Here is a 24,074-nt window from a genome sequence, read left to right as displayed (position 1 = left end):
TCAGACGGTAGGCGTCATGGGCGCCGCGCTACGGCTTCGGCCGGTATCGCGGCACATTGTAATCGTATTTTTTCCAGCCTTTTCGGGTGTATTCGAGCCCGGTTTCATAGGTGCAGTCGGTGACATAGGTGGCCCAGAGCGACGTCCCCGTCCGCACCAACGATATCGTGTAGCCGGGCGTGCCGGGCGACGTGCCATGCGAACCGCCATGCGCGACGCCGCCGGGGCGCCACCAATAGGTGCCGTTGCCATAGGTGACCGGTGTTTCGCCCTGTTCGAGGCACTCGCCGATGACAGTGTCGTGAGTCTTTTCGAGGAAATAATATTCCTCGAAGCTGGGATGCACTTCGTAGCCCCCGCCGAAATTTCCCGGCTTTCCGCTGGGCGCCGCCGGGATGCTCGCGCCGAAGGTCATCCATGTCATCTCGCCCGAATCGGGATCCTGACGCAGCAGCTTGTGGAGCGCGCCGGGAAAGTTTCCGCCGGTGCGATAATCCGGAAAGGGCTTGTCGATATACCAGGCGGCCGAGAAATGATTCCAGTCGCGAACACGGGCATTTTCGCGGGCGCCCTTCTTGCTCCTGGTCGCGGCGACGAATTTGGGCGCCCCCTTGAACCATTGCAGCAGCACCGCGCCCTGCCGTGACCGCACCGGCCCGCGCACCACGCCCGCGGGGACGTAGCTGTAGGAATATTTGCCCAGCTTTTCGTCGCCGATGGACAGATCGCCGTCGAGCACCAGGATTTCGTTGTCGACCTCGTCATATCCGATCGGCTGGCTCCAGCCCGCGGGCACATAGGTGATCTGCGCCACGGCGCCCATGCTGGGCGACTCGCTCAACGGACGGCGCTGCAGCCCCTCGGGAATGCCCGGTGCGACAAAGGGCTGCCACGCCACCTTGGTCGTGTCGTAATGGAGGACGAACCCGGAGCCGGGCGGCCCCGGGCGGCCCTCGACCGCATAGCCGTCGTCAGGCACCGCGAAGGGCGGCGCCTGATCGGTGGAAGGCGGCCCCTCCGTCTGGGCCGCAGCGGGCAACAAGGCCATAGCGGCACAACAGGCCGACAGGATCGTCCGCAGCGCGACACCACGCGATGCCGCGCCCGCGCCGCGGGTCGCTCCCGCTCGGCCCGCCGCCCGCATCAGAAGGAGAACCCGACGCGGAACAAGACCTGGCGCGGCTCTCCGGGATAGCCGGTCACCGCAGGCCGCGTCGCATTGGCGCTCAGCAACCCCGCCACCAGATAGCGCTTATTGGCGAGGTTGCGCCCCTCAATCGAAAAACTCCAGGTGCGATCGTCGCTGCGCCATCCGATCGAGCCGTTGAACAGATCCAGCGGTGCGGTCTGAACCAGGTCGGTCTGGTTGGAAATAGTATTGTACACCTTGGACGTGTGGTCCCAGTTGCCGCCGATCGTCAGCGAGCCCCAGCCATCGGCCAGCGTCGGCGAGTAGCGGAAGCCAAGGCCGATCTTCGCCTTGGGCAGCCCCTTGATCTCGTTGGCGGTACAATCGACCCAGACGCCGAACTGGTTCGCGCAGGAGAAGCTCTTGGTATATTTTCCGTCGTTGAACGCCATGTTGCCATAGAGTTCGAGATCGTCGGTCACCTTCCAGTTCGGTTCCAGTTCGAGACCCCAGACGCGCGCCGCGCCGGCGTTGAGCGTCACGATGAACGCGGCGCCGGGAATGATCGTGCTCAACTGCAGATCGCTGTAATCCGCCACATATCCTGTCGCGTTGAGCCTGAACCCGATGCTCGGGAAGTTCATCTTGGCGCCCAGCTCATAGCTGTCGACGAACTCCGCACCGAACGGAGTCGGCACGAGCTGCGCGGTGATCGGATCGCGCGAGTTGAAGCCGCCGCTGCGCGTACCCTTCGTCCATGAGATATAGGTGAACAGATTCTCGTTGACCTCCCAGTTCAGGCCCAGCTTGGGCGTAAGCGAGGAGAAGGTGGAGTGGCCCACCTGCGAGCCGGCCGCCGACCCGATCGTCAGCGCATAATAGTCCGTCGTCTCGCGGGTGTAGCGCAGGCCGCCCAGCACGCTGACCCCGCCGCCGATCGTGTAGGTCGCCTGGGCGAAGACTGCGGGCGCTTCCACCTTGTTGGAGGCATCGTCGGTCTGCGCGGTTCCCGCTGCGCCCTGCTGGGTGCCTTTTTCGGTGAAATAATAGACGCCGGCGACAGCCTTCAACCTGTCGCTCGTGTAGATGAGGTTGACTTCCTGGGTCCACCATTCGCTGTCGAACTGCACGCGGTTGGGGTTGGCGACGACCAGTCGCCCGCCATTGGCGGCGATACGCGCCGGCGACAGAAAGCTGTCATTGCCGAGGCTCTCCTGGTTCAGCCGGCCATAGCCGGTGATCGAGCCGATCTCGAGATTGTCCGTGATCGCATAGGTCGCGTTGAGGCTGAAGCCGCGCTGATAGATCCGCTGATAGAGGTTGGCGTACACTTCGTTGACCGACAGGTCGCGGTCCGGAACCGCATAAGGATCGGTCACGCCGAGCGGCGCGATCAGCGGAATGGGGATGTTGGAGTCCGAACGGTCCTGCATCGCATAGCCCGAAAGCTCGAACGTCAGGTCGGGGGTCGGCTCGAACAGGAGCTTGATGCGCTGAGCGGAACGGTCGAGATCGCCGATCCGCTCGCCATGCTCGATGCCGTAGACGAAGCCGTCACGCTTGCGGTAGATGCCGCTCACCGCGAACGACAGCACATCGTCAATAATCGGCCCGCTGAGATAGCCCTTGGCTTCGAACGCCTCATAGTTGCCGATCCCCAGCTGTCCCGCGCCGGTCCAGTCATAGGAAGGCCGCTTGGTCACCAGCTTGATCGCGCCGCCCGAGGTGTTGCGCCCATAGAGCGTTCCTTGCGGACCGCGCAGGAACTCGACCCGCTCGACATCGAAGAAATCGAAAAAGGCGCCGTTGGGCCGGGGCTGGATGACGTTGTCGATATAGACGCCGACGGTGCCGTTCGCGCGGATACCGCCCGTCTCCGTACCGGCGCCGCGCACGACGATCTTCATCTGGGACGAACCCGCCGTCGCCTGCGACAGCGTGATGCCGGGGACCTGGTTGGCGATATCGCGAACGTCGCGAACCTGCCGCTCTTCCAGCGCGCCCTCGCCCAGTGCCGTCACCGAGATGGGAGTGGTCCGCACCGTGCCGCCATAGCGCTCGGCGGTGACGACGATCTCTCCGCTACCGGCATTCCGCGATTCGTCGGCGGTCGTGGCTTCGGTCGCCTGACTGTCCGATGCCTCCTGAGCCCAGGCGGGCCCGGCCATCGCGACGGAACCCAGAAGTGCAGCAAGCAGGATTGCGCGTGCTGTAGGCTTGGACAGATGCGTCATGATGACCCCCCTCATTATCCCTGTGGCCCAATCGGCCAATTGCTCCCCGACTCTGCGCGCGGAGCGTCTTTTATGCTTCGAGGTCAGGCCGCGACTCGCGGGAGCTGCGTGACCTCATTTGTTATGCATTCATATCAAATCATGAGTTGGCCGGATCGGCAAGTGATTTGTTATAGATTTATGATGATTGAGTGGTTGAAAGCGTCATTTCGGTGACTTGGCTCGCAAGGTTCGTGCGCCGCGGAGCGCGAAATCAGGCCAAATCGGCCCGCCCACGGACAAGCGCGGCAAGAATGCCCGACAGTGCGAGCGGGATGGCGAAGCACAGGAAGACGATCCACAGCGGCAAGTGCTGTCCGAGCAGGAAACCGCCGAGCAGCGGCCCGATCACCGATCCGCCGCGACCGATGCCGATCGCCCAGCCGATGCCCGAACTGCGGACTTCGGTCGGGTAGATCTGCGCCGCCAGCGAATAGAAGCCGCTGAAGCCGCCCTGCACCGCGAGCCCCATGCCGACCGCGACCCCAAGCACCGCCACCAGCGGCATCGGCTGGCTGAACACCACCAGCAGCACCGCGCCGACCAGCATATAGCCGCGGATCAGCCAGCCGATGTCGCGTTTGGTCGCCAGCCAGCCGATGCTGGTCGTGCCGATAATCCCGCCGACATTGAAGACCGAGCCGGCCCAGAGCGAATTGGCGGCACTCAATCCCGCTTCCGACGCCAGGCGCGGGATCCAACTCGTCACGAAATAGAGCACCAGATAACCAAGGAAGATCGACAGCCACAGAATGAGCGTCGATTTCCACAGTCCGCCTGCGAACAGGTGCCCCAGCTTGGGAACGGCACCGCGGCTGCGCGGCGGCGGCAGGCTGTCGAGCTGCGGCAGTTCGAGGCGGAGGCGCAGTGCATTGATCTTCGCCAGCGCGCCAGCGGGCTGGCGGTTCTGGAGGAAATCCAGCGACTCGGGCAGGAGCATGAAGGCGAACGGCAGCACCACCGCGCTGACCACCGCGGTGCCCAGCAACGTCGCTTGCCAGCCAAATTGCGGGATCGACCAGATCGATACCAGGCCGGTCAGCACCGCGCCGATCGGATAGCCTGCCTGGAACCAGCCGATCGCGATGCTGCGCTTGCCCGGCGGCGCATATTCGCTCGCCAAAGCGGCGACGCTGGCGAGCAAGGTGCCGATGCCGAGGCCGGTCAGAAAGCGGAACCCCACAAAGGCGGGAATCGTCTGGGCCAGACCGGTACCGAACGCGCCGACCGTGATCACCATCAGCGCGCCGAGCACGACCGGGCGCCTCCCGATTCCGTCGGCCAGCGGCGCGATTACGATCGAACCGAGCATCATGCCGACCAGTCCCGCGCTGAAGATCACCCCCAGCACCTCGAAACTGACCCCCCAGTCCTTGGCCATTGCCGGAGCGATGTAGGAGATTATGAGCACGTCCATGCCATCGAGCATGTTGATCACCGCGCAGATTGCGACCACGGTGACCTGAATCGGGGTCCAACCGGCGGTGCCGGGCGCCGCTGCGTGAAGATCGCCTGTCGTGCCGCCCGTCGCCATCTTCGTCTCCCCTCGTGCCGGATGGGATATACGCCGGGATGACGGGGCGGCAAGTTATTTGTTATAGACTTATAACTTTATAGCAAATTTCACATTCGGCCCGGTAAACGGCTTTCCACGCGCCGAACTGCCAAGTTATAGGAATAGCCGCGATGCCCGACGGGCACCCGGCCATATATGCGCCTTCAGTCGCGCGGAGAGGGATTGGATGATTAGCGGCAAGCAGGAACTATCCAGCGTCGATCGCAAGACCGCCGTTCCGCTGTATCATCAGATTTTCGTGCAGTTGCGCGACGAAATAGTTTCAGGCAGCCGCCCGCACGGCTCGCTCGTGCCGACGGAACAGGAGTTATCGGACACCTTCGGGGTATCGCGGATCACCGCGCGCCGCGCGCTGGACGAGTTGGCGCTGCAGCATTTCGTCGAGCGCAAGCGCCGCGTCGGTACCCGCGTCATTTATGACCTGCCGGTGCGGCCCATCGAGGCCGATATCGGCAAAGCCGTCGATTCGCTGGTGACCTTCGGCCGCAAGACCAAGGTGACTGTGCTCGAACTGACGCGCGAGGAGGTGCAGGATCCGGTCGCGTCGCTGCTGGGGGTCCCGCCGGGAACGCGTGTCATGCGCGCGGTGCGCCTGCGCTGGCTCGACGGCGAGCCGCTGGGGGTGACGATTGCCCATGTGCCGGAGCCGCTCAGCTTCATGATCACCGAAAAGAGCCTGAGGCGGACCCCGATCCTCAACCTCGTCCAGCAATCGGGCCGAGAATTTGGCGGTGCGGCGCAGACGATCGCGGCGGTTTCGGCGGATCCGGCGATGGCGGCCGCGCTCAAGATCGACTCGATGGCGCCGTTGCTGCGAATCACCCGCGCGTTTCGCGACAAGGGGGGCGAGCCGATGCTGCTGACCCAGGCCTATTATCGCGCTGACCGGTATCAGATGCGCTTCGACCTCCAGTCGCACACGCTCCACGCCGAAATCTGAGCAGCGCGCAAAAAATTGAACGGACACCCTTGCCATTCCATGCGCTTCGGCTATTTGTTATAAGAGTAGTACAAATATAGGGCGTCAGCCGTGGCCGATCCGATGGGCGATATCGACATATTGGTAAGCGAGGTCGGTCCGCGCGACGGGCTTCAGAGCATCGCCACCATCATGTCGCTGGAGGCCAAGAAAGCGTGGATCGACGCCGAGGCCGCCGCCGGCGTCCGCGAGATCGAGGTGGGCAGCTTCGTCCCCGCCAAGCTGCTCCCGCAGCTCGCCGACACAGCCGAGCTGGTCGACCATGCCCGCACCATCCCGGGCCTCAGCGTCGCGGTACTGGTGCCCAACGCCAAGGGCGCGGAGGCGGCGATTCGCGCCGGCGCGCACAAGATCACCCTGCCGCTTTCCGTCTCCGAAACGCACAGCCTTGCCAACCTGCGCCGCTCGCACGAACAGGTGATCGACGAGGCGATCGCCATCGCCACTCTGATCCGTGCACTGCCCGCGGCTGATCGGCCGCATTTCGAGGGCAGCCTGTCGACCGCGTTCGGCTGCACGCTGGAGGGCGCGATCCCCGACGCCCAGATCGCCCGGCTCGCCGCCGCGCTGATGGATGCGGGCTGCGACGAGGTCGGGCTGTCGGACACGACGGGCTATGCCGATCCGCGCGCGGTGAAGCATCTGATCGGACTGGTGCGCGGCGTGGTCGGCGACGGTGCGCTGACCGGTATCCATCTGCACAACACGCGCGGCCTTGGCCTCGCCAACGCGCTTGCCGCGCTCGAATGCGGGCTGACCACGCTCGATGCGTCGCTGGGCGGGCTTGGCGGATGCCCGTTCGCCCCCGGTGCCAGCGGCAATATCGTGACCGAGGATCTGGTGTTCATGCTCGAGGCGATGGGCCTGCGCACCGGCATCGATATCGACCGGCTGCTGGCGGTTCGTGAGATCGTCACCGCGGCACTGCCGGACGAGGAGATGTACGGCTTCCTGCCCGATGCGAAACTGCCGCTGGGCTTCAGGCCCGCCCATGCCATGGAGATCGTATGATAAGCGAAATCGTCGGAACCCGGATGGTCAGCGACGGCAGGACCGCGCGTCAGATCTTCGAGGAGGTGATGGCCAATCCGGCCCGCGCCAAGTTCGGCTTCGGCAGCAAGCTCGCCATCGTCAATGTCGATCTCCAGAACGCCTATACGCGGATCGACCGGTACAGGACCGCCTACGAAACCGACCCGCGCCAGATCGAGCATGTCAACACCATCTCGGCCCTCGCCCGCGCCAGGGGCATGCCGGTGATCTGGACCCGTGTCGCCTATGCCGAGGATGCCAGCGACGCGGGCGTATGGGGCACGCGGACCGATACGCCGGACAGCCTGCAGAACATCAAGTACGACAGCGACCGCCACGCCTTTGACGAGCGCTGCGCGATCGCTCCGGGCGACACGATCTACACCAAGCGCATGCCTTCGCCCTTCTTCGAGACCCCGCTTCAGAGCCTGCTGGTCTGGCACAAGGTGGACACGGTGGTGATCACCGGCGGCTCCACCTCGGGATGCGTCCGCGCCGCCGCGGTGGACAGCCTCAGCCGCGGCTATCGCACGATCGTGCCGGTCGAGACCTGCGCGGACAAGCACGAGAGCTATCACTTCGCCAATTTGACCGACCTTCAGCTGAAATATGCGGACGTCGAACCGGTGCGGACCGTGATTGACTGGCTGGAGGCCCAGGCCGATGCGTGAGGGCGAGAAGGACCCCGGTCTCTATGACTTCCGCCCCTATCGCGGCCGTCCGAAGCTGGAATGGCCCGGGGGCAAGCAGGTCGCGGTCTGGGTGTCGCCCAATATCGAATTCTACGAACTCGATCCGCCCGCCAATCCCCACCGCAAGAGCTGGCCCAAGCCGCATCCGGACGTGGTCGGCTATGGTCACCGCGATTACGGAAACCGCGTCGGTCACTGGCGGCTGGCAGAGGCGATGTCGCGGCACGGCTTCCCGGGATCGGTCAGCCTGTCGGTGGCGATGTGCCAGCATCTGCCCGAAGTGGTGGCCGACGCCGCCGCGCGCGGCTGGGAGTTCTTCAGCCACGGCATCTACAACACGCGCTACAGCTATGGCATGGACGAGGCGCAGGAGCGCGCGCTGATCGAGGATTCGATCCGCACCGTGCGCGAGGCGACCGGCCAGACGATCAAGGGCTGGCTCGCCCCCGCACTGACCCATACGCCGCGTACGCTCGACCTGATCGCCGACTATGGCCTGTCCTATACCTGCGACCTCTATCACGACGACCAGCCGGGCGAGGTTCATGTGAAGTCGGGCCGGTTGATCTCGATGCCCTACAGCCTGGAGGTCAACGACCATTACGGCTTCTTCGTCTACAACATGTCGCCGCGCGCCTATGCCGACACGCTGATCCGCCAATATCAACGGCTGGCGGACGAAGGCGGCACGGTGATGTGCATCCCGCTGCACGCCTATCTGATCGGCCAGCCGCATCGCATCGGTCCGTTCGAAGAGGTGCTGAAGCACATCGCCGCCGACGGCCGCGCCTGGATCACCCGAAGCGGCGACATTGCCGATCATTACATGCAGCAGGTGGCGGCATGAGCCTCGACCCGGCCTATCTCGACTATCCCCTGCGCAAGCGGGGCATGGATCACGATTATTACCCCTATTCCAACCTGTTCGAACGGCCACCGATCGCCTGGCCTTCGGGCAAGACCGTCGCAGTGGCGATCGTCGTCGATCTCGAATGGTTTCCGATCCTGCCCGCGGACAAGCCGTTCCGTGCGCCGGGGCATATGGTCACCCCTTATCCCGATTACCGGCACTATACCGCGCGCGAATATGGCACGCGGATCGGCTTCTACCGGATGCTCGATGCGTTCGCGAAGGTGGATGCGCGGGTATCGGTCGCGATTAATAGCGCGATCGCCGAACGCTATCCGCGGATTATCGCCGATATCCTGTCCGCGGGGCACGAGATCGTCGCGCATTCGACCGACATGAACGGCACCATCGCATCGGGCCTGCCCGAGGACGAGGAACGCGCGCTGATCGCGGCCGCGCTCGACGCGTTGGAACAGGCCGCGGGCACGCGCCCGCGCGGCTGGATGTCGATCGCGCGTTCGCAATCGTTCAACACGCCGCGCCTGCTCGCCGAGGCGGGGCTGACCTATATGGCGGATTGGGTGAACGACGAATTGCCCTATCGATTCGAGACCGGCGCAGGCGCCATCGTCAACGTGCCGGTCAACCACGAGCTTTCCGACCGGCAGATCGTGACCGTCCAGCAGCAATCGGCCGATTCCTATGTCGAGCAGATCATGGACGCCTATACGCTGCTGCACGGCGAAGCCTCGACGCTCGGCGCCAGCCGCATGTTGCCGCTGAACGTCACGCCCTATATCATGGGCCTGCCTTACAGGATCGACGCGCTTGAGCGGCTGCTGGGTTGGCTGGCCGATCAGGACGACGCGGCCTTCCACAGCCTGGGCGAGATCGCGGACGCGCTGCGTTAAAACGGAGCAGAAGCAGTCCGAAAGCGTCGCGGAGCAGCGCTGAGCACCTCCCAAGCTCGCTGTCGATGACCTCGCGAGCCCGGTTCCAGCAGCACGTGGCTCACGGCAAATGCCCGCCCCCGGCTGAACCTGTATGATGTTAGCGGGTCCTGACCCTCAGGATGGCTGCCAGTCATCCATTCCCCGCTTGCGGGGAGCGCCACACAGGACGCAAGAGACTCACAATCCGCTCGCCCGTTATCCTCGGCTCAATGCGCAGGCGCCGGCGCGGCTGATCGACATATTCCCCGCCCTGCCGCCGATCGACAAGGCGGAGATCGCCGCTGCCGAACGATTGTCAGGCAAGCTGGCCGCCTTATCGCGATCACAGCGACAAGCTGTATCCGTCGCCCGCCGCGCTGTACCCTGCTTTCTCCCCCCCAATAGCTGCGGCGGCCGCTGCGCTGTGTTGGCTATTCTGCGACTGCGCATAATCCACGGGCCGAGCGCGCCCGCAGCGCCATGTGGGCATTGCTGCCCCGCCTCAGCGATCATATCTCTGTCAAAGTACCGCTATTGGCCGATTTCGAGACCGAGCGCCTTTGCCACCCGCTCCCACGGTACTAGCTTGAAATTCTGATTCTCGGGAGGCGAAACATTTCGGCCATCCTGCGCGACCATCAGGCCGTGGGGAAAGGCCGGTCCCGCCGCCATGCTGGTGACGTCGAGGCCGTCGGTTTCGGATACACCGTCGATCCCCGCCGCCATGTCGGCGCCGATGCGGAACGAGCCGACATAGGCATTGTCACCTTCACGGCGGAACACCGCATAGCTGTCATTACCCTGGCTCGAGACGACGAGATAGCCTTTGCCGTCAGCCATGGCATAGAGTCCGATCCCCTCCATATCGTCCTTGAGCGCCGGGTTGTCGGCGACTTTCGCCAGCGTCGTGCGTGCGGGACCACCGCGCGGCTCGGCACCCTCGCGCCAGATGCCGACATCCTCTTCACCGGTATAAAGCATGCCGGTCTCGTCATCGGCGACACAGCCCTCGACCTGCGTTTCGAAAGGCAGGTCGCGCACGAGTTTCGCCCGCACCTTGCCGGCGGGCGTCGCGACCAACTCCCACTGGCGCATCTTGCCGTCGCTCTGATTGACGAAAACATAGGTCTTTTTCGTCTTCGCGCTGCGATACATGCAGAGGCCATAGGGATCCTTGAAACCGGTGTCCTGTAACCCGTCCGCAACGTCGGTCAGCTTGCGCGTCGCGGGATCGAGGACATAGATCGAGATGCCTTTGGTTGTGCGATTGCTGGCCGTCACGAGCGTCACGTCGCGGCCGCCGAGGCGGAAGCCGCTTCGCAAATCGACATTGTTCATGCGCCCGTCGGGAAGGAACTGAATGACTTTCCCTTCCAGATCATACACATAGAGTCCCGATTGCTTTTGCGTCCCGATCACGACGCTTTGCGCGGGGTCGGCGGGATTGATCCAGATCGCCGGATCGTCTGCGGCGTCGCCGCCGGTCTCCACCGGCACTGTTTCGACTGTCGGGCGCGCGAGCGGCATCGTCTCGGGCGCCGGCACCGCCGGCCGTTCGGGAAGCCCCGCCGCGGCGAGGATCGCCTGCCAACCCGCAATCTTGAAATTCGGTTCCTCAGGCGAATTATCGTCATCGGCGACCAGCACGACCGGCCCTGCCACCGTGACGCTGCCGCCATCCTCGACCTGGTCGGTACCCGCCGCGAGCGCCACCGAGCCAAGATAGGCATAGCCATCGAGGGGATCGTAAATGTTCAGCCGATTGGCCGACGCGTCCGAAACAAGCAGGCGGCCGTCGGCGGCGATGCCGACACCCTTCGCTTCTTCGGTGATGTGGCCGAGGCGGACGATATCGACGATCTCGGGTGCGATCTCGGCCTCGGGTTCGGCGGCGAAGCGCCATACCCCCACGGCTTCCTGCGAGAAATAGACCGAACCGCGGTCGTCGGCGGCGCAATAGCCGATTTCCGACCCGAGCGACCAGCGCCGCGCAATCCGCCCGTTCATGGCGCCCGACGCTTCGGACGACAATCCCCACTGCTCGATCTCTCCCTTGTCACCGACGAGGAACAGATAAAGGGTATCGTCGCGATGGCTGCGCGAGAAGCAGAGCCCCGCGACCGTCATCCCAGGCTCTATTCCGGTCAGCGCGAGCGGCGCCGGGACACCACCGGCCATCACACGAAAGAGTTTGGGCGCATTATCCTTGCCATCGAGCGCGGCCAGCAACGGTCCCCCGCCCGGCGCGGCATCGGCGCGCAGATCGAGCGCGCGAATATTGCCGACCTTGTGCGTCCCCACACGTTTCCCGGCCAGATCGAAGACATCGATTCCGGCGGATTCGGCGCCCGCGAGAATCAACGAACGCGATGCATCGGCGGGGTCGGCGACGACCACGGCGCCATCGGCACCGGATCCGTCGGTCGCCTGCGTTTCGGCGGAGGCGGCGACGACCGGAATCGAAGCAGCCTGCTGTGCCATGACGCCTGCCGGAACAGCCGCCAGCCCGGCGGCGATTGCAAATAGACTCGTTTTCACGCACCCCTCCCTTTTCTCTTCGAGATCGCAATCGAGCCAATACCCGATCGTCCGACAACGGCCGCAAAAGCAGCCCGCAACATCATTTCAGAATAATTTTTCTATCTTTTCCAGAAAACAGAACGTATATTCATTCCATGCCAATGTCACCCCTTATTTCCGCCATGATCGCCGCCGCCCACGCCGCCGGCGAAGGTTTGATCGCCGATCGCGAGCGCATCGCCACGCTCACGATCCATAGCAAGGCCGGCGCCGCCGACATGTTCACCGAGGCCGACCTGAAGGCCGAGGCGACCGTCCGTGAGCGGCTGATGGCCCATGCCCCCGACTATGGCTTCCTCGGTGAGGAAAGCGGGCTGACGCCCGGCAGCGACACCGACCATGTGTGGGTGGTCGATCCGCTCGACGGTACGACCAACTTCCTGACAGGATCCCCACTCTTCGCGGTCAACATCGCGCTGGCGAAGCAGGGGGAGGTCGTCGCAGGGGTCACCTATGTCCCCGCGATGGACGAGCTGTTCTGCGCGGAAACCGGCGGCGGCGCATGGCTCGGCGAACGTCGCATCCATATCTCGACGCGCACGACGATCGAGGAATCGGTGCTGGGCGTCGGCATTCCCTTTGCGACCAAGCCGAACCACGAACAATTCTATGCCGAGATGGAGCGGCTGACCCCGCGCGTCACGGGCATCCGCCGCCTTGGGGCGGGAGCGATCGACATGGCCTGGGTCGCCTGCGGCCGCCACGACGCCTATTGGGAGCAGAGCGTCAGCGCCTGGGACATGGCGGCCGGGGTCGTGATCGTCCGCGAGGCGGGCGGCGTCGTGACCGACACGCGCGGCAACGCGCTCGACCTGATGAACGGAACCGTGCTGGCATCGACGCCCACAATTCATGAGGAAATGCTGGCGGCGCTGGCGCCAGCCTACGCCGTCTGAAGTCCGATCCAGCATCCTTCGCGATGCGACCGGCGGATTGCGTCGGCGACCCGCTCGACCGCCAGCGCGTCGGCGAAGCTCTTCGCGGCCGACGGCAAGCCTGCGGCCGCCTCCACGACGGCCTTGACCTCGATCGTCTTCAGGTCGTTGTAGCCGATCTGATGCCCCGGCGCCGGACAGAAGGCGCCATAGTCGCCATGCTCCGGCCCCGCGCAGATCGTCGTGAAGCCATTGGTGCGCCCCGGTCCGGAGCGATAGAGCCTGAGTTCGTTGAACCGCTCCTGCGTGAAGGCGATCGATCCGCGTGTCCCGCTGACCTCGAATGCCAGCCCCATCTTGTGCCCGCTCGCGATCCAGCTCGCCGCGAGCGTCCCCGTCGCACCGCTGGCGAATTCGATCACGGCATCCATCTGATCGTCGACCGTCACCGTGCGGTCGGTGCCCTGCGCATCGCGGCGCGTCGGATAGGCGGTATGGAGACGGCCCGACACGACGGCGATATCGCCCACCAGATGGCGCGCCATCGCAATGATATGGCTGCCGATGTCGGCGAGCGCGCCGCCCGCCTGATCGGGCTCGCATCGCCAATTGAACGACGCGTCGGCCGAAGCCATGAAATCCTCCGCGTGAATGCCGCGAAAGGCGGTTACCTCCCCAATCTCTCCGCCCGCGATCAACTCGCGCGCAAGGACGATCATCGGATTGTAGAGATAGGTGAAGCCGACCGCGGTGGGCAGCCCCGATGCCGCGGCGGCCGCAGTCATCGCCTCGGACTCGGCGATCGTCGTCGCCAGCGGCTTTTCGCAATAGACCGCCTTGCCCGCTTCGAGAGCAGCGATGGCGATCGGGGCGTGGAGCCTGTTCGGGGTCGCGATGGCGACGAGGTCGATGCCCGCATCGTCGATAGCCTCGCGCCAGTCGCCACTCGCCCGCGCTATTCCGAGCGATGCCGCGGCGGCGGTCGCTTTCGGCAGGTCACGGTCGGCAAGGAGCGCGACGTGCGGCGCGCGCGGCAAGTCGAAGGTGCGGTCGGCCGCCGCAAAGGCGAGGGCATGCGCGCGGCCCATGAAGCCGCTGCCGATCAGCGCGATATTGAGCGCGGGCCGCGTCACGCCCCGACAGCCTGTCGACAGCGTTCGCGTCGCCGTTCGATCGCCTGGCGCTTGACCGGTTGGCCGCCGCGCAGCTTGCGCCCGTCGTTCTGGTCGATCCGGTGGGTCCCGACCGCCTCCTCCGGCATTGCAAGCGGCAGTCGCGCCTTCACCGCCACGAACCCGTCGCGCGCGATCGGCGCCATCCCGAAGCGCATCCTATTCACTCCCCATAATAGCTGCCGCCGCGCTCGACACGCTCGCGCCGTTCGAGTTCATCCGGATCGATCACGGCGCGCCAGCTCTGCTTGCCGTTGACGAGGTCGGCGGCGCGAAGGCGGACGGGCTCGCCCGACGCCGATGCCCCGATCACGTCGCGAACGCTGAGTTCGACGCGCGGTTCGGGATCGAAGCTGAATTCGAGCAGCCCGAAATTGGTGCTGCGCACCCACGGAGCGCGCAATCGCACCTCGGGATGCTGGTCGACGAATTTGGGGGCCAGATATTGCGCCAGCCCCGAACTCACCAGATCATAGAAATCATAGCCGCCCCGTTCGGACCAGGGCACGCAGTTGACTTCGCCCTGATGGACGTCGCCCGAAATGCCGAGGCAACCGCCGATCCCCTCGTCCCGGATGAAATCGAGGATCTCGTTGCGCTCGTGGAGATAGGCGGCCCAGCTGTCGCCGCCCTTTTCGGCGAGCGACCAGCCGGTGCCCGAGGCAAGGATCTTGAACGCCGCTTTCGATGCCTTGAGCTCGCGCTTCAGCCACGCCTTCTGCCCGGCACCGAGCATCGTCTTTTCGGGGCCGTCGGGGGCCGATGGCGGATCGCGGTGGTAGCGCCCGTCGAGCATGAAGATGTCGACGGGACCAAAGCTGTGACGGAAGAAAATTCCAGGCGTGTCGGGCAGGCCGGAAGCGGGATTCGCCCACCAGCGGTCGAACAGGCGGCGGGTCATCGCCTTCACGCCGTTGTGACGATCCGAGTCATTATAGCCGAAATCATGATCGTCCCAGATCGCGAGTTGCGGCACCGAGCGGAGCAGCGGAACAAGCGCCGACACGCCCCGCTGGCGCGAATAGAGCGCCGAATAGGCGGTCTCGCTGTCACTGTCGGCATAGATATTGTCGCCGAGCCAAAGGAAGAGATCGGGCTCCATCGCGGCGATCGCCTCGAACACCGGCTGCTCGGGGTAGAGCTGGACGCGCGCGCACGAGCCGAAGGCGATCCGGATCGGGCGCGGCCGGTCGGGCGCGGTGCGGGTGCGAAAGGCAAGCGGCTGGTGGCGGTCGTCGATTCCATCGGCCTTGATGCGATAATAATAAATGGTGTCGGGCTTGAGGCCGCTAACCTCGACCACCGTGCACAGGTCGTTGTCCTGCGTCGCGGCGACCGGCGCGGTTGTTTTCGCATCGGCGAAGTCGCGGCGCGTCGCATATTCGACCGCGACCCCGAACGCCCCGCTTGCGCGCGACCAGACGGTGAAGCTGTCCGGCGTCGTCGCGCCGATCATCGGTCCGTCGAGCAAGCGTGGATAGCCGACCGCGGCGGCATAGAGCCGGCGCGGCAGCGCGGCGAGAAAAGCAAGGGCAGCGCCCCCGCGCAGAAGATTGCGGCGATGCATCGTCTTTTCCATCAGTCGCGGAGCTTCGTGTTCCATAGCGTCGTCGCCAGCAACGTCGCCAGTACCGAACTACCGATCCAGAACCAGATCACCGGTCCGAAATCATAGACATTCGTGCCATTTATCATATGCATGTTGGCGTCGATCAGCGCCCCCGACACCTGTTCCTGCACCGCCGCGCCGATATAGCTGAACACGCCGACCAGGCCGAGTGCGGCGCCGGCGACGCGCTTCGGGCAGATATCGATCGCGAACAGCCCGCCAAGCGAGGTGACGAGGCCGGTCATGCCGAGCCCGAACAGGATCACCGCGATGAAGACGATGACCGGATTGTTGGGACCGAAGAACAGCAGAAGAAGCCCGACGAGTTCGATGACCCCGAAGAGCAGATTGGCGGGCGGACGGCGCGCGCCGAAGAATTTGTCCGAGACGAAGCCGAAGGCGACCGCGCCCGCAACCCCCGCCAGCGTGCTGGCGGTGAGCATCGCACCCGCTTCCGCCAGCGAATAGGCACGCGCCTCCTGCAGATAGAGGATTCCCCAGCTGTTGATCGCGTAGCGCGTCACATAGTTGGCCGCGCTCGCCAGCGCGAGAATCCAGACCGCCGGTATTTTCAGGATCGATAGCTGGGTGGCGAACACCCCGCGCTCAGGCCCATCCTCCGCGGGCGGGGCATAATGGTCGTTCCGCCAGTCGGCGACGGTCGGCAAGCCGAGCGCGCGGGGCCGATCGGCCATCGCGTAATAGGCCGCGACGCCCGCAAGCACCGCCGCGACACCCGGACCCCAGAAGCCCCACCGCCAGCCGCCGATTGCGACGACCGCCGAGACGACCGCAAAGGTCAGCCCCTCGCCGATCGAATGCGCGGTCGACCAGATGCCGTAATAGCGCCCGCGCTCCCGGTTCGAGAACCAGCTGGCCAGCGCGACGACGCACGCCGGCGCGCCATAGCTCTGGAACCAGCCGTTGAGCCCCCAGATCAGCAGCGTCGCCCAGAACAATGTCGAGAAACCCATCGCGATGTTGCAAAGCGCCGACAGGATCATCCCGGCCGCGAACAGTCGCTTCACATTGCTGTGGTCTGCGACGAAGCCGTTGATCAGCTTGCCGGCGGCGTAAGTATAAAACAGCGCCGAGCCGATCATGCCGAGTTCGAGCGGGGTGAAGATGCCCTGATCGATCAGCGGCTTCTTGACGATATTGATCGCGAGCCGGCACGTATAGCTGACGGCATAGGCAAGCGTGATCGCCATGATGATCCGCATCCGATAGCGCCGGAACGCGCCATCGAGGCCGTCGTCGGTTCTGACCGGCAGGTCCGGACCCGTCGCGAAATATCTGAGCATCGCCTCTCTCCCGCATCCGGCGCCCTGTTGTTTCGGGTGTCCGGACATGATGCTATTTCATTTTATATAAGAATGGAAGATTTGTTTCGTTTTTGCTCAGGAGGTGGGAATGAGAAAGGCGTTGTCCCCTTCGCCGCCATCGGGCCAGCGCTGGGTTACCGTCTTGACCTTCGTCCAGAAGCGCACGCCCTCCATCCCATATTGATTGGTGTCGCCGAAACCCGAGCGCTTCCAGCCGCCGAAGCTATGATAGGCGACCGGCACCGGGATCGGCACGTTGATGCCGACCATGCCGACATTGACGCGCTGCGCGAATTCGCGCGCGGCGTGACCATTGCGCGTGAAGATCGACACGCCATTGCCATATTGGTGTGCGCTCGGCAGGCGCAAAGCGGTCTCGAAATCGGGGGCTCGGACGATCTGCAGCACCGGGCCGAAGATTTCCTCGCGATAGGCGCGCATGGCAGTCGTCACGCGGTCGAACAGCGTTGGGCCGACGAAGAATCCGTGCTCATGTCCCTGCAGGACCAGACCGCGGCCATCGACGACCAGTTCGGCGCCTTCATCGACCCCGGTCTGGATCCAGTCCTCGATACGCGCCTTGTGCGCGGCGTTGACGACCGGGCCATAATGCGCATCGGGATCGGTCGACACGCCGACCTTGAGCGCGGCCATCGCCGGGATCAGTCGCTCGCGAAGCGCGTCGGCGGTCGCGTCGCCGACCGGCACCACGACGGGCAGCGCCATGCAGCGCTCGCCCGCCGAACCGAAGGCGGCGCCGCACAGATCGTGCACCACCTGGTCGAGGTCGGCGTCGGGCATGACGATGCCGTGATTCTTGGCGCCACCCATCGCCTGCACACGCTTGCCGGCAGCGGCACCGCGCCCATAGACATAGTGCGCAATGTCGGAGGATCCCACGAAGCTGACCGCCGAAATCGCCGGATGATCCAGGATTGCGTCGACCATTTCCTTGTCGCCGTGGACGACCTGGAGGATGCCTTCGGGCAGCCCGGCCTCAAGCATCAGTTCGGCGAGGCGCACCGGCACCGACGGGTCGCGTTCGCTGGGCTTGAGGATGAAGGCGTTGCCTGCCGCGATCGCGGGGCCGAACATCCACATCGGGATCATCGCGGGAAAGTTGAATGGCGTGATACCCGCGACCACGCCGAGGGGCTGACGCATGGCATAGACGTCGATTCCCGGTCCGGCACCCTGCGTATATTCGCCCTTCATCGCATGCGGGATGCCGCACGAAAATTCGATCACTTCCAGCCCGCGCAGAACGTCGCCGCGCGCGTCGGCGACGACCTTGCCATGCTCGCTCGCCAGCAGTTCCGCGAGATCCTGCATGTTCGCCTCGAGCAGTTCGCGGAAACGGAACAGGACGCGCGCGCGGCGCTGCGGATTGGTCGCCGCCCAACCGGGCTGCGCCGCGGCGGCCGCGACGACCGCGCGGTCGAGATCGGCGGCGGTGGAGAAAGCGACGCGTGCCTGGACCTGTCCGGTGCTCGGGTTGAACACATCACCGGCGCGTCCGTTTTCCGGGCGCACGGAACCGCCGCCGGCGGCATCGCCGGCGATGAAGGGGTCAATCTGTCTCATCGCTCTTCCTTACTGGCGCACGATCCACTCGTGCGCGGGGTCGTTGCGGAACACCCAGTTGCGCCGGGGCCCCGCCATCACGTTCAGATAATAAAGATCATAGCCATGCGGCGCGCCGACCGGATGATAGCCGCGCGGCACCATCACGACATCGCCGTCCTCGACCGCCATCGTCTCGTCGATGTCGCGCTCGTCGGTATAGACCCGCTGGAAGGCAAAGCCCTGCGATGGCGAGAGGCGGTGGTAATAGGTCTCCTCAAGGAAAGTCTCCTCGGGGTAGGCGTCGCGGTCGTGCTTGTGCGGCGGGTAGCTCGACCAGTGCCCCCCGGGCGTGATCACCTCGACGACAAGCAGGCTTTCGGCGGCATCGGCATCGGACAGGATGTTCCGGACATGCCGCTTGTTCGTGCCTTGGCCGCGTACCTCGACCGCATCGGAGCGAATCAGGCGCACCGCGCCCGCCCCGGTTCCCGGCGCCGTGCAGATCGCGATTTCCGCATCGGACACGGCTTCGATCCTGTAGCGATGGCCCGCGGGCACGTAGACCGAGGTCGCCGCGCCGTCGAACACCGTCTGGCGACCGCCGATATTCTCGAAGCTCTCGCCTCCCGCCATGATCGAGACGGTCCCCGTAAGCACGACCACACACGCCTCGCGGCCGTCTTCGACGCGATTGTAGCTTGCCCCCGCCGCAAGGCGGACCACGCGAAAGCCGACATATTTCCAACCCGCGCTTTCGGGCGTGATGTCGAGCACCGTGCCGTCGCCCGCGGGCGAATGGGGATGGACGAGAAGCGACATCAGACCAGCGCCTCCTCACGCGCCAGCCGCTTCAGCGTGTCGAGGCCGAGCTGGCTATATTCGCGGGGGTTGGCGATCGCCGGATCCTGTTCGGCCTCGATCACGATCCAGCCCGAATAGTGCATGTCGGCAAGCGCACGCATAAACGGTGCATAGTCGTAATCGCCGTCGCCGGGTGCGGTGAACATGCCGCCGACGACACCGTTGAGGAAGCTGGTGCCGCTCGCGCGGAATTCGTCATATTTGGCGGTGCGGACGTCCTTGCAATGGACGTGCGCGACGCGCTCCGGGCGCGCCTTGATCACGTCGACGGGCTCGATCCCGCCGAACAGCGCATGCCCCGTGTCGAGCACCAGACCGACATGGTCGCCGGTCGCGTCGAAGAAGCGTTCGAGTTCATCCTTCGTCTCGACGACCGTGCCGAGATGATGGTGATAGGCGAAGCGCAGCCCGCGATCGTTGATGAAGCGCGCGACAGTATCCAGCCGCTCGCCGAACTGCTTCCAGTCGGCGGCGGGAAGCACCGGATGCGTATCGAGCCGGCTGCCGTAGCGGTCGCAATGCACCGCGTTCGACGTTTCCGCGAGGATGAAGACGCTCGAATCCATATATTCGAGCAAGGCAAGATGCTTCGACAGCGCCTCGATTTCGGCATCGGCATCGCGCACGAGCAGGTTCGACGAATACCAGCCGCCGACGATGTCGAGGCCGTAGTTCGCCATGATCGGCGCAAGCAACTCCGGATCGCGCGGGAACTTGTTCCCGAGTTCGACCCCGTCGAAGCCGATGTCGCGGACATCGGCGAGCAGTTCGTCGAGCGTCGTGTCGCCGCCCAGTTCGCGCATGTCGTCGTTGCACCAGGCGATCGGGCTCACGCCCCAGCGGATCGTCATGTCCTGCCTCCGTCGATTCGATTTTCATAGTCGCGGCGCGCGGCCTGCACTTCGGCGCGCGCCGACACTTCGGGGACCGCGACGTCCCACCAATGGCCGCCCGCCTCGGTGGTGATCGCGGGATCGGTGTCGATGACGATCACATAGCTTTTCGGCGATTGCTTCGCACGAACGAGCGCGGCTTCGAGTTCGGCGATGCCGCCGACCTTCTCCGCAGCGGCGCCGAGACTGCGGGCGTGGGCCGCAAAGTCTATGTCAGGCAGGATTTCGTGCGCCGCATCAGCGAGCAGATTGTTGAACGGGCGCCCGCCCGTCCCCTGCTGCAGTCGGTTGATGCAGCCATAGCCACGATTGTCGAGCAGGATGACGGTGATCTTGCGCCCGAGCATCACCGAGGTCGCCAGCTCCGAATTGAGCATCAGATAGCTGCCGTCGCCGACCATCACATAAACGTCACGCGCCGGATCGGCCATCTTGACCCCTAGTCCGCCCGCGACCTCATAGCCCATGCACGAGAAGCCATATTCGACATGATAGCCGCCGGGGCGGTGGGTCCGCCAAAGTTTGTGGAGTTCGCCGGGCAGACCGCCCGCAGCGCAGACGACGGTCGCGTCGTCCCCCGCCTGCCGCCACACCGCGCCGATCACCTGCGCGTCGGAGGGAAGCGCATTGACTGGCGCTGTCGCGGCGTCCCAGGCGGCGTTCCATTCAGCGACCGCGGCGCGGTTCGCGGCGCGCCACCTATCATCGACCTGCCAGTCGGCCAGCGCCTCCGCCAAGGCTTCGAGTGTCTCACGCGCATCGCCGACGACCGCTTCGGCGCCCTGCTTGATCGCATCGAGCGCCGCCATGTTGATCTGGACCAACCGCTTGCCCGCGAAAAGCGTGCGCGACCCGGTGGTGAAATCCTGCAGCCGGGTTCCGACCCCGACGATCAGGTCGGCGGCTTCGGCGGCGGCGTTCGCCGCGCTCGTCCCGGTCACGCCGATACTGCCAAGCGCCTGTGGATGATCCCAGACGAGCGCGCCCTTCCCCGCCTGCGTCTCGGCGACCGGGATACCGGTCCGTGCGGCGAGGTCGGCGAGGACTCTTTCGGCCTCCGAATAGAGGATACCGCCGCCCGCGATGATCAACGGCGTTTTCGCGGTGCGGATCGCTTCGACGAGATTATTCAGTTCTGCACGGTCGGGACGCGGCCGGCGTGAACGCCATATTCGCGGGGCGAAGAAGCTCTCGGGATAATCATAGGCCTCGGCCTGCACATCCTGACAGAGCGCGAGGGTCACCGGCCCGCAGAGCGCCGGGTCGGTCAGCACCGCCATCGCGCGCGGCAGCGCATCGATGATCTGTTCGGGCCGCGTGATGCGGTCGAAATAGCGCGACACCGGACGGAAACAGTCGTTGGCGCTCACCGCCCCGTCGGCGAAATCCTCGATCTGCTGAAGCACCGGGTCGGGACGGCGGCTCGCGTAGACGTCGCCCGGCAGGAAAAGCACCGGCAACCGGTTGACGTGCGCGAGCGCCGCCGCGGTCACCATGTTCGTCGCGCCGGGACCGATCGAGGTCGTGCACGCCATCGCGCGGCGGCGGCGGCTCGCCTTGGCAAAGGCGATCGCGGCATGCGCCATGCCCTGCTCGTTATGCGCACGATACGTCGGAAGCGCGTCTTCCATCCCGGCGAGCGCTTCGCCCATCCCCGCGACATTGCCATGGCCGAAGATCGCCCACATGCCGGCGAAATAGGGCAATTCGACGCCGTCCACCTCGACCCGCTGCATCGCAAGCCAGCGCGTCAGCGCCTGCGCCATCGTCAATCGTACATGCCCGCTCATGCCGCCACCCTAGCACGGCGCGCCGCGCGCCAGCCATCGGCGAGAACGCGCAGATTTTCACCGAGCGCGGTCATGGCGGCCTCGTCGTCGATCGCTCCCGTCAGCCATTGCTGCGCGACATCGTGAAAGATGGTGCGCCCCACCGCGAAGCCCTTGACCAGCGAAAAAGGCGCCGCCGCGACGATGCCCGCGAGCACTTCGTCCCGCGGCGCCGACAGGCCGAGCAGGACGATGCCGCGGCAGAGCGGATCGTGGCGCAATATCGCCGCCTCGCTCGCGGCCCAGGCGGCAGCATCGGTCGTCGGTTCGAGCTTCCACCAATCGGGATAGATGCCGAGCGAATAGACATGATCGATCACCGAGGCGATCGTGCCGCTGTCGACCGGACCGTGCTTCGACGCGATGATTTCAAGCAGAAATTCGTGGCGTGTGCGACGGCAGGCATCGAAGAGGCGCAGCAACTGCCGATCCTGCCGTGCGCGCATTTCGGCATCATCGTCCGGATGATAGAAAACGAGGCATTTGACGACGTGGTTCGTCGGCCAGTCGCGCAGCGTCATGCCGACGTCAGGCGATCCTTCGAAGAGCAGCGGGCGCGATCCGGGCACCTCGATCGGCCGCCCGATCCAATAGGGATGATCGGCCGCCGCCTCCAGCGCGCGTGCGCCGAAGCGGCCGTCGAGCAGAACGCCGTAATTGGGGTCGCCAGCCCCCATCCGATGAAGCGCCTCGAGCGCGAGATTCTTGAAATGATGGATCCGCGCCTCGTCGCTTTCGCCGAGCTCGGCGAGCAGGTCGTCGAACTGGCTGCGGTGATCGATCGCGAGCACGGTCAGTTCGTCGCGCTCGCCGTGGCGGTTGGTCGACCAGTGCAGTTGTTCGAGCTCGGCGCTCTCGCGCAGGCGGTGCGGCCATTGCCCACCGAGAAAATGCCGAAGCTCGTCCCAGGACGCCATCGCCGGGGCGCAGCCGTGCCGCGACACGACGAGCGCACCGCACGCATTGGCGATTTCACAGCATTTTTCGAGCGGCATGTCTTTGAGCCAGCCGCGCAGGAAACCCGCCATAAAGGCATCCCCCGCGCCGAGCACGTTGAACACCTCGATCGGAAAGCCGCGACCGACGATTCCGGCATCGAGCGACGCGGGAACGGCATCGGGAAAGGCGACGCATCCCTGTGCGCCGCGCTTGCAGACCAGCAGCGCGGAACTGTTCGCGCGGATCGCACGGAGCGCCGCGAGCGTGTCGGTCGAGCCGCCAAGGATATGGATTTCCTCTTCGGTGCCGACGATCAGGTCACAGAGCGGCAGGACACGCTGCAACGCTTCGGTGACGCCCTGGTCGGCGACAAAGCGATCCTCGCCATTGTCCTTGCCGGCAAGCCCCCAGAGCACCGGGCGGTAATCGATGTCGAAGACGACGCGCCCCCCGGCGGCCTTCATCACCGTCACGGCCTTGATGCTCGCATCGAACACGCCCGGCTGCGACAGATGGGTGCCGTTGATCAGCAGCGCATCCGCCGAAGCGACGAAGTCGGGATCGATGTCGCCGGCGCAAAGCGCCATGTCGGCACAATTTTCACGGTAGAAGATCAGCGGAAAGGTGTCGGGATCGCGAATGCCGAGGATCGCAAGCGCGGTCAGCCGGTCGGGGTCGGTGCGGACGCCGTCCGTCACCACGCCCTCGCGGTTCAACTCCTCGACGATGAAGCGGCCGAAATGATCCGCGCCGACGCGGGTGATCAGCCCGGCGCGAAGACCGAGGCGCGCCGCGCCGACCGCGGTATTGGTGGGACTGCCGCCGATATATTTGGCGAAGCTCGCCATATCTTCGAGCCGCCCGCCGATCTGCTCGCCGTAAAGGTCGATCCCCGCGCGCCCCAGCGTGACGACGTCCAGCCGGTCCTCTCCGCCCCGTTCCTGCCCTTGTTGCGCCATCGT

Annotated in this window: 19 protein-coding genes; 6 read left to right on the top strand and 13 right to left on the bottom strand. The window is 65.1% G+C overall.

The window, feature by feature from the left end:
• Positions 1-28: 28 nt before the first annotated feature.
• The 3 genes from C3E99_RS18850 to C3E99_RS18840 all read right to left on the bottom strand — a co-directional run bounded on the left by C3E99_RS18850 (position 29) and on the right by C3E99_RS18840 (position 4,936).
• The gene (locus tag C3E99_RS18850; protein ID WP_158682371.1) at positions 29-1,039 is read right to left on the bottom strand and encodes a DUF4437 domain-containing protein; all 1,011 of its coding nucleotides are present in this window, start codon (positions 1,037-1,039) and stop codon (positions 29-31) included.
• 104 nt (positions 1,040-1,143) lie between these two features.
• Entirely contained in the window at positions 1,144-3,363 is a 2,220-nt protein-coding gene (locus C3E99_RS18845; RefSeq protein WP_158682370.1) for a TonB-dependent receptor, read from the bottom strand.
• A gap of 253 nt (positions 3,364-3,616) precedes the next feature.
• Positions 3,617-4,936 carry an MFS transporter gene (locus tag C3E99_RS18840; RefSeq protein ID WP_104960246.1) on the bottom strand — a complete coding sequence of 440 codons (1,320 nt, stop codon included), beginning with the start codon at positions 4,934-4,936 and terminating at the stop codon, positions 3,617-3,619.
• A gap of 208 nt (positions 4,937-5,144) precedes the next feature.
• On the opposite strand from C3E99_RS18840, the gene C3E99_RS18835 reads away from it, so the two are divergent.
• The 5 genes from C3E99_RS18835 (at position 5,145) to C3E99_RS18815 (ending at position 9,442) form a co-directional block, all read left to right on the top strand.
• Positions 5,145-5,918, top strand: a complete 774-nt coding sequence (locus tag C3E99_RS18835) for a GntR family transcriptional regulator (RefSeq protein ID WP_104960245.1) — start codon at positions 5,145-5,147, stop codon at positions 5,916-5,918.
• 90 nt (positions 5,919-6,008) lie between these two features.
• On the top strand, positions 6,009-6,968 hold the full coding sequence (locus tag C3E99_RS18830; RefSeq protein ID WP_324787693.1) for a hydroxymethylglutaryl-CoA lyase: 960 nt from the start codon (positions 6,009-6,011) through the stop codon (positions 6,966-6,968).
• On the top strand, positions 6,965-7,660 hold the full coding sequence (locus C3E99_RS18825; protein WP_199775043.1) for an isochorismatase family protein: 696 nt from the start codon (positions 6,965-6,967) through the stop codon (positions 7,658-7,660). The genes C3E99_RS18830 and C3E99_RS18825 overlap by 4 nt, the downstream gene beginning before the upstream one ends.
• Positions 7,653-8,528 (top strand): polysaccharide deacetylase family protein, encoded by an 876-nt coding sequence (locus C3E99_RS18820; protein ID WP_104960244.1) that lies wholly within the window; start codon positions 7,653-7,655, stop codon positions 8,526-8,528. The genes C3E99_RS18825 and C3E99_RS18820 overlap by 8 nt, the downstream gene beginning before the upstream one ends.
• The gene (locus C3E99_RS18815) at positions 8,525-9,442 is read left to right on the top strand and encodes a polysaccharide deacetylase family protein (RefSeq protein ID WP_104960243.1); all 918 of its coding nucleotides are present in this window, start codon (positions 8,525-8,527) and stop codon (positions 9,440-9,442) included. The genes C3E99_RS18820 and C3E99_RS18815 overlap by 4 nt, the downstream gene beginning before the upstream one ends.
• Before the next feature lie 552 nt (positions 9,443-9,994).
• Here the strand turns inward: C3E99_RS18815 and C3E99_RS18810 are convergent.
• On the bottom strand, positions 9,995-12,001 hold the full coding sequence (locus C3E99_RS18810; protein WP_199775042.1) for a phytase: 2,007 nt from the start codon (positions 11,999-12,001) through the stop codon (positions 9,995-9,997).
• Between the two features lie 137 nt (positions 12,002-12,138).
• On the opposite strand from C3E99_RS18810, the gene C3E99_RS18805 reads away from it, so the two are divergent.
• Positions 12,139-12,939 carry an inositol monophosphatase family protein gene (locus tag C3E99_RS18805; RefSeq protein ID WP_104960241.1) on the top strand — a complete coding sequence of 267 codons (801 nt, stop codon included), beginning with the start codon at positions 12,139-12,141 and terminating at the stop codon, positions 12,937-12,939.
• Here C3E99_RS18805 and C3E99_RS18800 read toward each other — a convergent pair.
• The 9 genes from C3E99_RS18800 to C3E99_RS18760 all read right to left on the bottom strand — a co-directional run bounded on the left by C3E99_RS18800 (position 12,927) and on the right by C3E99_RS18760 (position 24,071).
• Entirely contained in the window at positions 12,927-14,051 is a 1,125-nt protein-coding gene (locus C3E99_RS18800; protein WP_199775041.1) for a Gfo/Idh/MocA family protein, read from the bottom strand. The two genes, C3E99_RS18805 and C3E99_RS18800, sit on opposite strands and share 13 nt — an antisense overlap.
• Complete coding sequence (locus C3E99_RS18795) at positions 14,048-14,236, bottom strand: hypothetical protein (RefSeq protein WP_158682369.1); 189 nt, start codon at positions 14,234-14,236, stop codon at positions 14,048-14,050. The genes C3E99_RS18800 and C3E99_RS18795 overlap by 4 nt, the downstream gene beginning before the upstream one ends.
• A gap of 17 nt (positions 14,237-14,253) precedes the next feature.
• The gene (locus C3E99_RS18790) at positions 14,254-15,657 is read right to left on the bottom strand and encodes an alkaline phosphatase D family protein (RefSeq protein WP_158682368.1); all 1,404 of its coding nucleotides are present in this window, start codon (positions 15,655-15,657) and stop codon (positions 14,254-14,256) included.
• Positions 15,658-15,668: 11 nt separating this feature from the next.
• Positions 15,669-17,003: an MFS transporter gene (locus tag C3E99_RS18785; protein WP_199775040.1), complete on the bottom strand. Its 1,335-nt coding sequence runs from the start codon at positions 17,001-17,003 to the stop codon at positions 15,669-15,671.
• A gap of 96 nt (positions 17,004-17,099) precedes the next feature.
• A complete protein-coding gene (locus C3E99_RS18780; protein WP_067106852.1) occupies positions 17,100-18,608 on the bottom strand; it encodes a CoA-acylating methylmalonate-semialdehyde dehydrogenase in 1,509 nt (502 codons plus the stop codon).
• Between the two features lie 9 nt (positions 18,609-18,617).
• Complete coding sequence (iolB, locus tag C3E99_RS18775; protein ID WP_199775039.1) at positions 18,618-19,409, bottom strand: 5-deoxy-glucuronate isomerase; 792 nt, start codon at positions 19,407-19,409, stop codon at positions 18,618-18,620.
• Positions 19,409-20,302, bottom strand: a complete 894-nt coding sequence (iolE, locus tag C3E99_RS18770) for a myo-inosose-2 dehydratase (RefSeq protein WP_104960237.1) — start codon at positions 20,300-20,302, stop codon at positions 19,409-19,411. Before iolE ends, iolB begins: the two co-directional genes overlap by 1 nt.
• Positions 20,299-22,134, bottom strand: coding sequence for a 3D-(3,5/4)-trihydroxycyclohexane-1,2-dione acylhydrolase (decyclizing) (gene iolD / locus C3E99_RS18765; protein ID WP_104960236.1), 1,836 nt, complete (start codon positions 22,132-22,134; stop codon positions 20,299-20,301). Before iolD ends, iolE begins: the two co-directional genes overlap by 4 nt.
• Positions 22,131-24,071, bottom strand: coding sequence for a bifunctional 5-dehydro-2-deoxygluconokinase/5-dehydro-2-deoxyphosphogluconate aldolase (locus tag C3E99_RS18760; protein ID WP_104960235.1), 1,941 nt, complete (start codon positions 24,069-24,071; stop codon positions 22,131-22,133). The genes iolD and C3E99_RS18760 overlap by 4 nt, the downstream gene beginning before the upstream one ends.
• Positions 24,072-24,074 lie beyond the last annotated feature (3 nt).

This window comes from Sphingopyxis sp. MG, assembly GCF_002953155.1.
GTDB lineage: Bacteria > Pseudomonadota > Alphaproteobacteria > Sphingomonadales > Sphingomonadaceae > Sphingopyxis > Sphingopyxis granuli.
This window is presented reverse-complemented; position numbering and strand designations above follow the sequence as displayed.